At 67.8% G+C, this 13,886-nt stretch carries 14 protein-coding genes and 1 pseudogene; 11 read left to right on the forward strand and 4 right to left on the reverse strand.

The genetic code is table 11. The features are described from left to right. The first annotated feature begins 216 nt into the window (after positions 1 to 216). Genes IT779_RS31105 through IT779_RS31130 form a run of 6 tightly spaced genes read left to right on the forward strand, consistent with a single transcriptional unit; the run spans position 217 to position 6,653 of the window. Positions 217 to 1,410 carry an acyl-CoA dehydrogenase family protein gene (locus tag IT779_RS31105; RefSeq protein ID WP_232542279.1) on the forward strand — a complete coding sequence of 398 codons (1,194 nt, stop codon included), beginning with the start codon at positions 217 to 219 and terminating at the stop codon, positions 1,408 to 1,410. Next, a complete protein-coding gene (locus IT779_RS31110; RefSeq protein WP_196153036.1) occupies positions 1,410 to 2,183 on the forward strand; it encodes an SDR family NAD(P)-dependent oxidoreductase in 774 nt (257 codons plus the stop codon). Before IT779_RS31105 ends, IT779_RS31110 begins: the two co-directional genes overlap by 1 nt. Then, entirely contained in the window at positions 2,183 to 3,427 is a 1,245-nt protein-coding gene (locus IT779_RS31115) for a CaiB/BaiF CoA transferase family protein (RefSeq protein WP_196153037.1), read from the forward strand. Before IT779_RS31110 ends, IT779_RS31115 begins: the two co-directional genes overlap by 1 nt. Continuing rightward, positions 3,424 to 4,332, forward strand: coding sequence for an enoyl-CoA hydratase/isomerase family protein (locus tag IT779_RS31120; RefSeq protein WP_332839048.1), 909 nt, complete (start codon positions 3,424 to 3,426; stop codon positions 4,330 to 4,332). Before IT779_RS31115 ends, IT779_RS31120 begins: the two co-directional genes overlap by 4 nt. A gap of 4 nt (positions 4,333 to 4,336) precedes the next feature. Further along, positions 4,337 to 5,482 carry a thiolase family protein gene (locus IT779_RS31125; protein WP_196153038.1) on the forward strand — a complete coding sequence of 382 codons (1,146 nt, stop codon included), beginning with the start codon at positions 4,337 to 4,339 and terminating at the stop codon, positions 5,480 to 5,482. 19 nt (positions 5,483 to 5,501) lie between these two features. After that, complete coding sequence (locus tag IT779_RS31130) at positions 5,502 to 6,653, forward strand: acyl-CoA dehydrogenase family protein (RefSeq protein WP_196153039.1); 1,152 nt, start codon at positions 5,502 to 5,504, stop codon at positions 6,651 to 6,653. On the opposite strand, the gene IT779_RS31135 is transcribed toward IT779_RS31130, so the two are convergent. Continuing rightward, on the reverse strand, positions 6,654 to 7,400 hold the full coding sequence (locus IT779_RS31135; RefSeq protein ID WP_232542280.1) for an SDR family oxidoreductase: 747 nt from the start codon (positions 7,398 to 7,400) through the stop codon (positions 6,654 to 6,656). A 69-nt stretch (positions 7,401 to 7,469) separates the two neighbouring features. On the opposite strand from IT779_RS31135, the gene IT779_RS31140 reads away from it, so the two are divergent. Further along, positions 7,470 to 7,898 (forward strand): MarR family winged helix-turn-helix transcriptional regulator, encoded by a 429-nt coding sequence (locus IT779_RS31140; RefSeq protein ID WP_196153040.1) that lies wholly within the window; start codon positions 7,470 to 7,472, stop codon positions 7,896 to 7,898. A gap of 8 nt (positions 7,899 to 7,906) precedes the next feature. Here the strand turns inward: IT779_RS31140 and IT779_RS31145 are convergent, their stop codons facing one another. Continuing rightward, positions 7,907 to 8,476 (reverse strand): 3'-5' exonuclease, encoded by a 570-nt coding sequence (locus IT779_RS31145; RefSeq protein WP_196153092.1) that lies wholly within the window; start codon positions 8,474 to 8,476, stop codon positions 7,907 to 7,909. Positions 8,477 to 8,722: 246 nt separating this feature from the next. On the opposite strand from IT779_RS31145, the pseudogene IT779_RS39140 reads away from it, so the two are divergent. The 3 genes and pseudogenes from IT779_RS39140 to IT779_RS31155 form a co-directional block, all read left to right on the forward strand. Beyond that, a pseudogene (locus tag IT779_RS39140) lies at positions 8,723 to 8,992 on the forward strand (AAA family ATPase); the annotation flags it as partial. Between the two features lie 252 nt (positions 8,993 to 9,244). Next, positions 9,245 to 10,057, forward strand: a complete 813-nt coding sequence (locus tag IT779_RS38255) for an AAA family ATPase (protein ID WP_232542281.1) — start codon at positions 9,245 to 9,247, stop codon at positions 10,055 to 10,057. After that, the gene (locus IT779_RS31155) at positions 10,054 to 10,758 is read left to right on the forward strand and encodes an HNH endonuclease family protein (RefSeq protein ID WP_196153042.1); all 705 of its coding nucleotides are present in this window, start codon (positions 10,054 to 10,056) and stop codon (positions 10,756 to 10,758) included. Before IT779_RS38255 ends, IT779_RS31155 begins: the two co-directional genes overlap by 4 nt. A gap of 112 nt (positions 10,759 to 10,870) precedes the next feature. Here the strand turns inward: IT779_RS31155 and IT779_RS31160 are convergent, their stop codons facing one another. Next, positions 10,871 to 11,473 carry a TetR/AcrR family transcriptional regulator gene (locus tag IT779_RS31160; RefSeq protein WP_196153043.1) on the reverse strand — a complete coding sequence of 201 codons (603 nt, stop codon included), beginning with the start codon at positions 11,471 to 11,473 and terminating at the stop codon, positions 10,871 to 10,873. A gap of 77 nt (positions 11,474 to 11,550) precedes the next feature. Here IT779_RS31160 and IT779_RS31165 point away from each other — a divergent pair, with 77 nt between their 5' ends. After that, on the forward strand, positions 11,551 to 12,222 hold the full coding sequence (locus IT779_RS31165; protein WP_196153044.1) for an MspA family porin: 672 nt from the start codon (positions 11,551 to 11,553) through the stop codon (positions 12,220 to 12,222). Between the two features lie 231 nt (positions 12,223 to 12,453). Here IT779_RS31165 and IT779_RS31170 read toward each other — a convergent pair whose 3' ends face one another. Continuing rightward, complete coding sequence (locus tag IT779_RS31170; RefSeq protein ID WP_196153045.1) at positions 12,454 to 13,884, reverse strand: aldehyde dehydrogenase family protein; 1,431 nt, start codon at positions 13,882 to 13,884, stop codon at positions 12,454 to 12,456. Positions 13,885 to 13,886 lie beyond the last annotated feature (2 nt).

Raw genomic sequence — 13,886 nt, forward strand, 5'->3', positions numbered from 1 at the left:
GGCGGTGACCGCGCTCCGGCGGCGAACTTCGCCGGAGTGTCATGACCCCCGGTGCGATGCCGCACCAGTGCGCGGCAGCGGCATGCGCTTCGCCTCGACTGGGGAGGCGCACGCGTGCCCGGACACCGGGCGGACGCGGTGCGTGCGGAACATCGGCCGCACGCACCGATGTCCGCCCCGGCACGGGGCGACACGAGACGAACTGGAGGTGCGGATATGTCCGGCGAGGCAAATATCGACGGTATGAATTTCGAGCTGTCCGAGGATCAGGAGCTGATCCGCACATCGGTGGCGGAACTCTGCCGCAAATTCGACGACCAGTACTGGATGGAGAAGGACCGGGCGCACGAATTCCCGACCGAGTTCTACGAGGCCGTCGCGAGCGGCGGTTGGCTCGGCATCACGATTCCCGAGGAATACGGCGGGCACGGACTCGGCATCACCGAGGCCACCCTGCTGGCCGAGGAGGTCTCGCGCTCCGGCGGCGGCATGAACGCCGCGAGTTCGATCCACATGTCCATCTTCGGCATGCACCCGGTGGTCGTGCACGGTTCCGAGGAACTCAAGCAACGCACCCTGCCCCGCGTCGCGAACGGCGACCTGCACGTCTGCTTCGGCGTCACCGAACCCGGTGCGGGACTCGACACTCCGCGCATCACCACCTTCGCCCGCCGCGACGGCGACCACTACGTGGTGAACGGCCGCAAGGTGTGGATCTCCAAAGCGCTGGAGTCGGAGAAGATCCTGCTGCTCACCAGGACCACGCCCTACGACCAGGTCACCAAGAAGACCGACGGTATGACGCTGTTCCTCACCGACCTGAACCGCGACCACGTCGACATCAGGCCGATCGCGAAGATGGGTCGCAATGCCGTCAGTTCCAACGAGGTGTTCATCGACGATCTGCGCGTACCGGTGGCCGATCGCGTCGGCGAAGAAGGCCAGGGCTTCAAATACCTGCTCGACGGCCTGAATCCGGAACGCATGCTGATCGCCGCCGAAGCCCTCGGCCTCGGCCGGGTGTCGCTGGACCGCGCGGTGCGCTACGCCAAGGAGCGGGTCGTCTTCGACCGCCCGATCGGCATGAACCAGGGCATCCAGTTCCCGCTGGCGGACTCGCTGGCCCGCCTCGACGCCGCCGAACTGATGCTGCGCAAGGCGACCTGGCGCTACGACAACGGGAAACCCTGTGGGCGCGAGGCCAATACGGCCAAGTACCTGTGCGCCGACGCGGGCTTCGACGCCGCCGACCGGGCACTCCAGACCCACGGCGGGATGGGGTATTCCGAGGAATACCACGTCTCCCGCTACTTCCGGGAGGCGCGCGTCATGCGCATCGCCCCGGTCAGCCAGGAAATGATTCTGAACTACCTGGGTTCGCACGCATTGGGATTGCCGAGGAGCTACTGATGGCAGGGTTCGATAGCAAAGGCTTGTTCGACCTCACCGGGCGTTCCGCCCTCGTCACCGGCGCCGCGGGCGGCATCGGCTCGGCCGTCGCGCAGGCGCTGGCGACGGCGGGCGCGGGCGTGCTGGTCAGCGATGTGAACGGGGACGCGGCCGCGGCGGTCGCGGAGAAGATCGTCGGCAACGGCGGGGTCGCGGCGAGTATCGCGCTCGACGTGTCCGACCGCGAGGCAGCGGGTGTCGCGGCGGCCAAGGCTGCCGAACTCGCCGGTGGCGCACTGCATATCGTGGTGAACAACGCAGGCGTGACCGCGCCCGCGATGTTCGCCGACACCACCGCCGAGTCGGTGCGCAAGCTGATGGACATCCACGTCATGGGCACCATCAACTGCACGCAGGCCGCGCTGGAGTTCATGCCGACCGACGGCACCGGGCGCGTCGTCAACGTGACGTCGGCGGCGGGCATCGTCGGCACCCTCGGCCAGGTGAACTACTCGGCCGCCAAGGCCGCGATCATCGGCATCACCAAATCGCTGGCCAAGGAACTGGCCCGCAAGAACATCCTGGTGAACGCGCTGGCCCCGCTCGCGGCGACCCCGATGACCGAGACCATCCGCACCAACGAGCGTTTCGCCGAACAGATGCTCAACCGCATCCTGCTGCGCCGCTGGGCCGAACCCGAGGAGGTCGCGGGCGCGTTCGTCTTCCTCGCCTCCGACGCGGCGTCCTTCATCACCGGCCAGGTTCTTCCGGTGGACGGCGGCACGGTCATCTGATGGTCGAATCCGTACCGGACGACAGCACCGCCGTCGGCGTCGGCCCGCTGGCAGGCATCACCGTGATCGCCCTCGAACAGGCCGTATCGGCGCCCATGTGCACCCGCACCCTCGCCGATTTCGGCGCGCGGGTCATCAAAGTGGAGAATCCGGACGGCGGCGACTTCGCGCGCTACTACGACGATGTGGTCAACGGGCAGGCCGCCCATTTCGTGTGGGTCAACCGGGGCAAGGAATCGATCACCCTCGACCTGAAATCCGAAGCGGGCGTGGAGATCCTGCACCGGCTGCTGGCCCGCGCCGACGTCCTGGTGTCCAATCTGGCGCCGGGGGCGACCGCGCGTCTGCGACTGCGGCCCGAGGATCTGGCGCTGCGGCATCCGGATCTGATCTCGGTGGAGATCGACGGCTTCGGCGCGGGCGGCCCGCTGTCGCACAAACGCGCCTACGACCTGCTCGTGCAGGCCGAATCCGGGGTGTGCGCGGTCACCGGCACCGCCGACGCGCCCGCGAAACCCGGACCGCCGGTCGCCGACGTCACCACCGGGCTGTACGCGGCGCTGTCGATTCTGGCGCGGCTGACCGGGCGGCTGCGCGGTCGCGACGACGCTGGCAACGCCATCGCGGTCAGCCTGTTCGACACCATGGCCGAGATGATGGGCTACCACCTCACCTACGCCAGGCATTCCGGCGTCGACCTGCTCCCGCTCGGCATGAGCTCGCCCGCGGTCGCGCCCTACGGCGCCTACCGCACCGCCGACGGGCACACCGTCGTGCTCGGCACCACCAACGACCGCGAATGGCAGCGACTGGCCACCGACATCATCGGTCGCCCCGACCTGGCCGCCGACGAGCGTTTCCGCACCAATCCGGGGCGGGTGCGCCATCGCGCCGAACTCGACGCGGCCATCGGCGCGTGGTGTCTGAGCCACGAGCTGGCCGAGATCCAGAAGATCGCCGACGACGCGGGCATCGGCAACTCCCGCTACAACCGGCCGAGCGAGGTCGTCGACCATCCGCAGTTGGTCGAGCGCGACCGGTGGCGCACCATCGAGACCCCGAACGGGCCGATTCCGTCGCTGCTGCCGCCCGCGGTGATCGACGGCTTCGAACCACCCATGGGCGCGGTGCCGGGCCTCGGCGCGCACACCGACGCCATCTTGGCCGAAATCGGTTGCGACGCGGAAGAAATCGCGGAACTGCGGGAGCAGCGGGTGCTCGGGCGGACCGGGGCGCGGCCGTGACCGCCGAACCGGTGCTGCTCACCCGCGACGAGGACGGGGTGCGCACCCTCACCCTGAATCGTCCGCACCGCAAGAACGCCATCGACGCCGAACTGTGGGCGGCGCTTGCCGACGCGCTGCGGGAAGTTGCCACCGATCGTTCCGTGCGTGCGCTGGTCATCACCGGCGCGGGCGGGGCGTTCTGTTCGGGCGCGGATATCTCCGTGCCCGACAATGCCCATCCGATCTATCGGATGCGGGCGCTCACCGACGTGGCCGCGCTGCTCTACGAACTGCCGCTGCCGACCATCGCCTCGGTCACCGGGGTCGCGGTGGGCGCGGGCTGGAATCTGGCGCTCGGCTGCGATCTTGTGGTCGCCGCGGCCGAGGCGAGCTTCTCGCAGATCTTCGCCAAACGCGGACTGTCCATGGATCTCGGCGGATCGTGGCTGCTGCCGAGGCTCGTCGGCTTGCAGCAGGCCAAGCGGCTGGCCATGCTCGCCGAAACCCTCGACGCCGCACAGGCGCACGCGCTCGGCCTGGTGACCTGGGTGGTGCCCGGCGCCGAAATCGACGCGTTCACCGCCGATCTGGCCGCCCGATTGGCCGCGGGCCCGCCGGTCGCGCTGGCTCAGATCAAGGCGCTGCTCAACGACGGCTCCGCCTCGACCCACCGGGAAGCTCTCGCCGCCGAAGCCAGGGCGCAGGGCCTGAATTTCGCCACCGCGGACGCCAAGGAGGCGTTCGCGGCCTTCGCCGCGCGGCGCGAACCCACCTACACCGGGCGCTGGCTGATCGAACGCCCGCCCATCCGGTCCGCCGACGGTCGACGTGCGGGCGACGCACCTTCGACCGCGAGCGCGACGTCGGGCCACGACGGCGCGCTGTCGGGCGGCAACGCTGTTTCGAACGACACAGGGAGATGAATCCATGCGCGAGGTAGTCATCGCAGGCGCGGTCCGCACCGCGGTCGGCAAGCGCAACGGCGGTCTGGCAGGTGTGCATCCGGCCGATCTGTCGGCGCTGGTGTTGCAGGCACTGGCCGAGCGCACCGGCATCGATCCGGTGATCGTGGACGACGTCATCTGGGGATGCGTCTCGCAGGTCGGCGATCAGTCCAGCAATATCGGCCGCTATTCGGTGCTGGCCGCGGGCTGGCCGGAGAGCATTCCCGGCACCACCGTGAACCGCGCGTGCGGATCCAGCCAGCAGGCCCTGGATTTCGCGGCGCAGGCGGTGCTGTCCGGTCAGCAGGACGTGGTCGTCGCGGGCGGTGTCGAGGTGATGAGCCGCGTCCCGCTGGGCGCGGCCCGCGCCTCCGGCGCGCCCTACGGCCCGAAAGCCTTGGCACGCTACGACGATTTCGCCTTCAACCAGGGCATCTCCGCCGAATTGATCGCCGAGAAATGGGGATTCGACCGCGCGGTGCTCGACGAGTACTCGGCGCGCTCGCACGAACGCGCCGCCGCCGCGCAGGACGCGGGCGCGTTCACCGACCAGATCGTGCCCGTCGTCACCGAATCCGGGGTGGTCGACGCCGACGAAGGCATACGCCGCGGCACCACCGTCGAGAAGCTGGCCGGACTCAAGACCGCGTTCCGCGAGGACGGAGTCATCCACGCGGGCAACAGCTCCCAGATCTCCGACGGAGCGGCAGCGCTGCTGCTGACCACGCCGGAGAAGGCGCGCGAACTCGGACTGACCCCGCTGGCGCGCTATCGAGCGGGTGCGGTCGCCGGATCCGATCCGGTGCTCATGCTCACCGGACCCATCCCGGCGACGGAGAAGGCGCTCGCGAAAGCCGGTCTGGCGCTGTCGGATATCGGCGTCTTCGAGGTCAACGAGGCGTTCGCGCCGGTGCCGCTGGCGTGGCTGGCCGAAACCGGCGCCGACCCGGCGCTGACCAACCCGCTCGGCGGCGCCATCGCACTCGGTCACCCGCTCGGCGGATCCGGTGCGGTGCTCATGACCCGGATGATCCACCACATGCGCGACAACGGGATTCGCTACGGATTGCAGACCATGTGCGAGGGCGGCGGCACCGCCAACGCGACGGTCGTCGAACTGATCTCCTGAGCCGATCGGAGGAACGGCCGTGCGCCGAGAGCTCTTCACCGCCGACCACGAGGCATTCCGCCGACTGGTCCGCGATTTCATCGACAAACAGATCGCGCCGAACTACGCCGCCTGGGAAAAGGATGGGCGGATGCCGCGCGAGACCTTCGCCGAGATGGGCGAACTCGGCATTCTCGGGTTCGCGCTGCCCGAGGAATACGGCGGCGCCGGGCTGCGGGACTACCGCTACAACGTGGTGCTCCAGGAGGAAGCCGCGCGCGCCATGGTCACGCTGGGCACCGTGCGCACCCAACTCGACGTGATCCTGCCCTACTTTCTGGAATACGCCGACCAGAAACAGCGCGAGCGGTGGTTTCCCGGCATGGTGCGCGGCGAACTGCTCACCGCGGTCGCCATGACCGAACCCGGCACCGGCTCGGATCTCGCGGGCATGCGCACCAGCGCGGTTCGCGACGGCGACCACTACATCCTCAATGGCGCGAAGACTTTCATCACCGGCGGTCTGCTCGCGGATCTGGTGATCGTGGTCGCCCGCACCTCCAGCGATCCCGACAACCGGCGCGCGGGCCTGACCCTGCTCGTGGTCGAGGACGGCATGCCCGGATTCACCCGAGGCCGGATGCTGGACAAGATGGGCTGCAAGGTGCAGGACACCATGGAGTTGTCCTTCCAGGATGTCCGTGTGCCCGCGGAGAATCGGCTCGGCGAGGAGGGCGCCGCCTTCGGGTATCTCGGCCACAATCTGCCGCAGGAGCGGATGACGGTGGCGGTCGGGTCGGTGGCCCAGGCCCGCGCGGCCATCGCCGCCACCATCGAATATACAAGGGAGCGTAAGGCTTTCGGCACGCCGGTGTCCTCGTTCCAGAACACCAAATTCGAGTTGGCTGCCATGTCCGCCGAGGTCGAGGCCGCGCAGACGATGATCGACCGTGCGGTGGCCGATCTGGTCGACGGCGTGCTGTCGGGTGCGGACGCCGCGCGCACCAAACTGTTCTGCACAGAGGTCCAGGCCCGCGTGGTCGACCGCTGCCTGCAACTGTTCGGTGGCTACGGCTACATGATGGAATATCCCATCGCCCGCCTCTACACCGACGCCCGCGTCGCGCGCATCTACGCGGGCACCAGCGAGGTCATGAAGATGATCATCGCTCGCGACCTCGGCGTCTCCTGATCAGAACAACCCGCCGCCCGCGCCGACGGTCTGCCCGGTGACCCACCGGGCAGCGTCGGACACCAGGAACCCGACGATGTCGGCGATGTCGTCGGGTTCGGCGAGGCGGCGCAGGGGAGTGGCGGAGGCGGCGTCGGCAGTGGATTTCGGGTCCGCCGTCGCCGCCAGCGCCTCGGTGCGCACCGCCCCCGGCGTGACGCTGTTGACCGTGATTCCGCGCGGGCCGAGTTCCCTGGCGAGCACCCGCACGAGCTGTTCGCCCGCCGCCTTGCTCGCGCCGTAGAGCCCGGTGCCGACGCGGTGCGTTGCGGTGACCCCCGAGGAGACGACGACGATTCTGCCGTTGTCGCGCAACCGATTCGCGGCTTCACGCAACCCGACGAAGGTGGCTTTCGCGTTCGTCTCGAACATCAGGTCGTAATCCTCGTCGGTGGCCTGCGCGAGGGTTCCGAAACGGGTCGCGCCGACATTGTTCACGAACGCGTCGACTCCGCCGAAGCGTTCCTCGGCGAGGTCGAACAGTCCGCGCAGCTTCGTGGCGTCGGTGACATCGCCCTCGGCGGCGACCGCTCGACCGCCCGTCTCCTCGATCCGCGCGACGACCCGTCGGGCGGAGGCTCGGTCGGACCGGTAGTTGACCACGACCGTCGCCCCGTCGGCCCCCAGCCGTTCGGCGATCGCCCGCCCGATCCCGCGCGAACCCCCGGTGACGATCGCTACCGGCATCTCCGACCTCCAATAGTCCATGAACTCGATAGTCGATATGCTCGACCAATTGGGCGATAGTGTCAACAGTCGATTCCCTAGACTTGCGGTATGGCGACGGAGAATCCCGGTCTGGTAGCGGTGTTCGGACATCTGTATCGCGAGGTGCACGCGCTCTACCAGCTCGTGGCGCGCCGATTCGACCTCACCGTGCAACAGGTCGAACTCCTGTGCCTACTCCACGGCGACCCGCCGTCCCTCGGTGCGCTCGCGACCGCCCTCGACTGCGACAAGACCAACGTCACCGGCCTGGTCGACCGCCTCCAACGCCGCGGCTACCTCACCAGATCCACCGACCCCGTCGACCGCCGCATCACCCGAATCCAGCTCACCGATGACGGCATCACCCTCGGCGACCGACTCCGCGCCGCCATCGCCCACGAACTGACCACCCGCCTACCGCAACCCGACCGCCCCCACCTCGTCACCGCCCTGCGTACCGCCGCCACGGCCCTGTCGGACAGCCGCCCACCCGCCTGACCCGCCGCTCACGCCGTGGCAGGCGTCGTCACCCGCCACGGAATTCTCCCCGCGATATCCAACACCAGCGCACCGATATTCCACGCATCATCGGCCCCACTGTGATGCCGCCCCTCCAGCGGAATTCCCGCGATCCGCAACGCCCCCGCCATTCCGTACCTTCGTCCGGTCCCGCGAGCCTCGGAGAACAGCGCTTTCGCATTCGTGTGCAGCGCCCGGAACGGATAAGTCACTCCCGTTGCCGCACACTGCCGCTCGAATTGCTTGCGATCGTAATCCCCCCACGAAGCCCACGGCCGACTCCCGGACTCGTACTCGACCGCGAGCACCCGGCAGGCCTGCGCGAAACGCACCCCGGCGTCGACCTCCGCCTGCGTCAACCCGGTGAGCTCGGTACAGAACTCACTCACCGTCGACCGTTCCGGCCGAACTACGATCCGATGCTTCGAAATCCGTTCCCTCACACCGAGATCAACAACGGTCAACCCGATCTCGATGATCTCACTCACCGCCCCCTCCGGCACCGCCCCCGACCAACAGGTCGCCTCGACATCCACCACATTCAACAACTCGTTCATTTCCCCGACCGTAGCCCCCACCCCAAACCCGCCACAATTCCTTATTTCCGCCACCGACCTGCCCCGAAACAGATGCCCGCCGGCCCCGTGATCGCCACGCTGCCGCTATCCGATGCTGGATGGAGCCTCGGCGGTGCCGGACATCCGGGCAGGCGTCCGCTGCCTGGACGTGCTGTGCACGGCAGGAGTCTCGTAGCGCCACGCCCGTGGCGCAAAGTTCCGCACTTGGGCTAGTAGGCTCTGCGGGTGCATATCGTCGAGATACGGCTAGAGGGTATTCGTGGATTTCCCTCCGGTGACCGCGCGGTCTCATTGGCTTTCGCGCGGAAGGACGGTTCGCTGCCGCGTTGGATCGTGATCGCGGGGCGCAACGGCGCGGGGAAATCGACGTTCTTGCAGGCGTTGGCGTTGGCGATCGCGGGCCCGTCTGTCGCTCGGCTCCTGGCGGAAACGTTCCGGGGCTGGATTCGGGACGGTGAAACGCAAGCCCGTGGTGCGGTGAAACTCCGGTTCAGTGACGAGGATGGGTTCACCGCAGGCCGCAAACCCACCTTCGAGCCGTGGGCGGCGATGGAGTGGGAGCGTGCGGGCGGACCTGAGCCGACGGTGGGCAGAGCTGCGGTCGGGGGGAACTGGACGCCCCGTCGCGGCCCATGGGCGGAGAATCCTCGCGGTTGGTTCACCGCTGGATACGGGCCTTTCCGGCGGTTGTCGCCCGCACCGACCGAGGCGCAGCGACTGATGATGTCACCGGGGCGGCCCGCCGCGTTGGCCAGTCTGTTCCGTGAGGACGCTTCCCTGTCGGAATCGGTGGTGTGGCTTCAACAGATCTATTTGCGTCGCCTCGAAGGTCGTCCGGAAGCCGAGGCGATCGAAGAACTTGTCCTGCGACTGCTCGACGACGGACTGCTCCCCGAGGGCATGCGGGTCGAGAAGGTCGATTCGGAGGGTTTGTGGGTGCGAACCCCGGAGGGACGCACCCTGGCGTTGGCGTCACTGAGCGACGGCTATCGGACAGTCGCAGGGCTCGTCCTCGATCTCATCAAACAGTTGGTGTCGGCCTTCGATTCGGTAGCGATAGATCAGGGTTCGGACGGCCGCGTTCGAGTTCTGCACCAGGGTGTCGTACTCATCGACGAAATCGACGTCCATCTACATATCGAATGGCAGAAACGCATCGGGTTCTGGCTCAAGGATCATTTTCCGAACATGCAGTTCTTGGTAACCACGCATAGTCCGTTCATCTGTCAGGCCGCCGATGAGGGCGGGCTGATTCGGCTGTCGCCCGCATGGGAGCAGGATGCGGGCGCCGAGATACTGATGGGTGAGGAATTCAACCGCGTGGTCAACGGTAGCGTCGATGAAGCCGTGATGACCGAACTGTTCGGGCTCGACTCCGTATTGTCGGAGTCCGCGCGTGACTCGCGCCTGCGGCTGGCGGTGATCGAGGCCACGGCGCTGAAGCGTGAACTGACCGCCGCAGAGCGGGAAAGTCTGGCGGAGTTGCGGTCCAAAGTGCCGACGAGTCAGGCCGACCGCGCCGTGCAACTGCTGATGATGCACGAACGCAGCGATCAGTGATCCCCATTGCCCGCGATGAGCTGTCGTCGCGGACCATGCGCACGCTGCGTGCCAGGCAGGGGCGCGTCGATTCCGCCGCCGACCCCACGACGAAGGCGGCCGCGTCGTGGCGGACCTTCTCGGGAAATGCTCGCGACGAAGTCCTGAATGTCCTGCGTGGGATGTGTTCAGGTCTGGAGCGTTGCATGTACTGCGAGGACAGCCAGGGGACCGATATCGACCATTTCCGTCCGAAGACGAGCTATCCGGAGTGGGCCTTCGCGTGGGAGAACTATCTGCTGGCGTGCTCGCGATGCAACAGCAATCACAAGCGGGATCGCTTTCCCCTGCGCCGCGGTCGAGCGCTGCTGATCGATCCCACCGGCGCCGATCCGTTCGCACACCTGGCGTTATCGCTGAGCACCGGGCTTTACGTGGGTCTCGACGATATCGGCGAGACATCCATAGATGTCTACGGGCTCAATCGCGAGATCTGCGTGGGCGGTCGTCGCACCGCGTGGATAGCTCTGTGTGCGTTGATCCGTGACTACGAGAAGTCGTCTGTGGGGTCTCGTCGGGACATCCTGGAGACCTGTACGCGATTCCCGTTTCAGGGTGTCCGCTACTGGCTGGCCAGAGTGCTGGCTGAAGGTGATCAGACCGGAGCGGTGCCCGAAGATGTGCGGGACATCGTCGCCAGGTTCGGTGAGCTCTTGCCGTAATGCTCGCGGTGCGATGGGTGTCCGGCTCGGAGTCGGGCCACGATCCGAATCGATGGTGTCTCGTTGACGGGGTGGCAGACCGAAATATGTTCCCGACCAATAGAAATTCCGGCTAAGTGTGTTGTTCGTGCTCGGGAGCTTCGGGTTCGAGGCGGTCGAGGAGGGATTCTATGAAGGTGATGGTTTCGGGGTGGGCCAGGGTGGCGCCGTAGGCGCGTTCCATGTGCAGCATGTGGGGGATGGCGGTGAGGGTGAAGACGAGGGCGGCGGGGGTGAGGGGGAGGTCGGGGAGGGGAGCGTCGGGCCAGGAGCGTTCGACCATGGTGATGAGGGCGGCGCGGACTCGTTGGCCGCCGCGGGCGAGGGCTTCGCCGACGGTGGGGCGGTGGGCGGCCAGTTCCATGAGTTGTCCGAACAGTGCGGTGCTCGCGGGGTCTGTGGAGTGGCGCCACAGGGAGTGCAGGGGGCGGGTCTGTTCGGCCAGTTCGGATAGTCGCGCGATGGCCTGTTCGGTGCCCGCGTCGATGACCGCGGCGAGTAGCGCGTCGAGGTCGGAGAAGTGGTATTGCACCAAACCCGGTGCGCACCCGGCCTTTCCGGCGACAGCTCGGTAGGTGATCGCGCCACAGCCGCGTTCGGCCATGACCGCGCGGGCGGCGACCACGATCTGCTCGCGGGTGCCCGCGCTGCGGGCGCCGACCCTTCGGACCGTCATCGCCACCCCTCCTCGCAGGAGCCGTTCGACTATGGATATACCATTCTTGTACGTATCACCAATGAAGGTAGGTAGTCATGCTCGGTCGCGCCAAGGCACCGGTTGTCGGGGCTGTCGCGGCGGTCGCGATCGGCATGCTGTCCGTCGGCGCCGCCCACGCCGACACCTTCACCGCGCTGCCGGGCGGGTGGGTCGAGCAGACGCTGGCCGACGGCAGTGTGGTCACGGTGCGGCTCGAGGGGGAATCGGTCGACGTCAGTCCGTCCCTGGGTGCCACTCCGCTGCATCGCAACGCCTGGGTGTCCGGGAGCGCCCGCGTCGAGATAGCCGGTCCCGCGGCGGGTTTCCTCACCAAGATGGTGCCGGGCTACAAGGTCGGCTGCCAGGTCGACATCTCGGGCGGCGGCACGGGAGCCGGACTGTCCGGCGCGGCATTCGGCGACGGTGCGGGCGGTCTGCACGGCATCGTGCGCGGTGACGGCGGCGCGAACCTGCGGCTCGGCCCCGGCGAAACCAGGATGTTCTTCATCCTCGACCGGGAATTGCCCGGCCGTTACGGCGACGAATCCCACCTGCCGCTGCACTACTTCAAAGGTGAAAGCGGCTCGGTGACCTGGAGCGATTCCACGATCGCACTGAACGGCTGCGCGGGCGCCGCCCAAGCCCGCGCTTTCGTCACCGTCCTGGTCGACTCCGAAACCGCCAACTCCCGAATCACCCTCTGGGGCCAACCTTTCAGCCTCGGCTGAACAGCGGGCCGTCTCCGGTCAGTGCGGGGTGTCGCCTTCGTAGTCGGAGTTTGTACTCGGTCCTGATCGGGCGGCCGGTGGACGAACAACGGCCCCGACTTCCGCGATGGCAGGTGAAGTCGGGGCCGTCGTTGGGCGGTGAGCCCGAGACCGTGCCGCCCGCTCGGAATCGGACTCACCGCGCGATACCCGCCGTCGCCGGGAACTCGGACCGGCGACGGCGGGTACGGATCACGCGCCGTCGGGGGCGTAGCCGAGGATGCCTTTGATCTCCAGGTAGTCGTGGAAGCCGAATTCGCCCCATTCCCGGCCGTTTCCGCTCTTGCGGTAGCCGCCGAACGGGCAGTGGAAATCGAAGGCGTCGTTGATGGAGACCCAGCCCGCGCGGATCCGGCGCGCCACCGAGCGGGCGAGTTCCAAGTCGGTGCCCGCGACATTGCCCGCGAGTCCGTACTCGGTGTCGTTGGCGATCTCGACGGCATGGTCGATGCTGTCGTAGGCGAGGATCGTCAGCACCGGGCCGAAGATCTCCTCGCGCGCGATCGTCATGTCGTTGGTCACGTCGGCGAACACGGTCGGGCGCACGTAGAAGCCCTTGCTCAGCCCGTCCGGCCTGCCGACGCCGCCCGCGACCAGGGTCGCGCCTTCGTCGATGCCCTTCTGGATGAGCGCCTGGATCTTGTCGAACTGCGCTCCCGACACGACCGGACCGAGCGCGACGTCCGCGCCGGGATCGCCGACGGTGAGCGCGTCCGCCGCGGCGCGCGCCGCCTCGACGGCCTCGTCCATCCGCGCGCGCGGAATCAGCATGCGCGACAGGGCGCTACAGGTCTGACCCGAGTTGTTCATCAGGGTGGCGACCGCGATGCCGACATTGGCGGCGAGGTCGGCGTCGTCGAGCACGATGTTGGGGCTCTTGCCGCCGAGTTCCTGGATGACGCGCTTCACGCTCGGCGCCGCGTTGCGGGCGATCTCGATGCCCGCGCGGGTCGAACCGGTGAAGGAGACCAGGTCCACGTCGGGATGCGAGGACAGCGGCACACCCACCGAAGGACCGTCGCCCTGCAGCAGGTTGAACACGCCCGACGGCACGCCCGCGGCGTCGAAGATCTCGGCGAAGATCTGGCCGGTGGTCGGCGACTGCTCGGAGGGTTTGAGCACCACGGTGCAGCCCGCGCCCAACGCGGGGAAGACCTTCACCGCGATCTGGTTCAGCGGCCAGTTCCACGGGGTGATGAGCCCGCACACACCGATGGGTTCCTTGACGACGAGGGTCGCGCCGCGCTGCTCTTCGAAGGCGAAGCCGTCGAGGATCTCGATCACGGTATTGAGGTGTCCCGCACCGAGATCCACCTGGAATCCGTTGGCGAGCGCGGCGGGCGCGCCCATCTCCTCGGTGAGCGCGGCGGCGAGATCGCCCGCGCGCTTGCCGTATTCGTCACCGATCGCGCGCAGCACCTCGATGCGTTCGGCGACCGTGGTGGCCGACCACGCGGGGAAGGCGGCGCGCGCGGCGGCGACCGCGCGGTCGACGTCATCGCCCGAGCCGTTGGCGTAGCGGGCGCAGACCTCTTCGGTGGCCGGGTTCACCACGTCGAATTTGGCCGCACCCGCGGCCTCCGTCCACGCGCCGCCGATGTAGAACTTGGAGTACTCGCGCATGA

Origin of the sequence: Nocardia bovistercoris (genome assembly GCF_015674855.1) — a bacterium.
Classification (GTDB): Bacteria; Actinomycetota; Actinomycetes; order Mycobacteriales; family Mycobacteriaceae; genus Nocardia; species Nocardia bovistercoris.

Excerpts from the sequence above, each read along its gene's own strand:
- IT779_RS31105 (WP_232542279.1), top strand. The coding sequence starts at position 217 with ATGTCCGGCGAGGCAAATATCGACGGTATGAATTTCGAGCTGTCCGAG.
- IT779_RS31110 (WP_196153036.1), top strand. The coding sequence starts at position 1,410 with ATGGCAGGGTTCGATAGCAAAGGCTTGTTCGACCTCACCGGGCGTTCC.
- IT779_RS31115 (WP_196153037.1), top strand. The coding sequence starts at position 2,183 with ATGGTCGAATCCGTACCGGACGACAGCACCGCCGTCGGCGTCGGCCCG.
- IT779_RS31125 (WP_196153038.1), top strand. The coding sequence starts at position 4,337 with ATGCGCGAGGTAGTCATCGCAGGCGCGGTCCGCACCGCGGTCGGCAAG.
- IT779_RS31135 (WP_232542280.1), bottom strand. The coding sequence starts at position 7,400 with ATGGACTATTGGAGGTCGGAGATGCCGGTAGCGATCGTCACCGGGGGT.
- IT779_RS31140 (WP_196153040.1), top strand. The coding sequence starts at position 7,470 with ATGGCGACGGAGAATCCCGGTCTGGTAGCGGTGTTCGGACATCTGTAT.
- IT779_RS31145 (WP_196153092.1), bottom strand. The coding sequence starts at position 8,476 with ATGAACGAGTTGTTGAATGTGGTGGATGTCGAGGCGACCTGTTGGTCG.
- IT779_RS31160 (WP_196153043.1), bottom strand. The coding sequence starts at position 11,473 with ATGACGGTCCGAAGGGTCGGCGCCCGCAGCGCGGGCACCCGCGAGCAG.
- IT779_RS31165 (WP_196153044.1), top strand. The coding sequence starts at position 11,551 with ATGCTCGGTCGCGCCAAGGCACCGGTTGTCGGGGCTGTCGCGGCGGTC.
- IT779_RS31170 (WP_196153045.1), bottom strand. The coding sequence starts at position 13,884 with ATGCGCGAGTACTCCAAGTTCTACATCGGCGGCGCGTGGACGGAGGCC.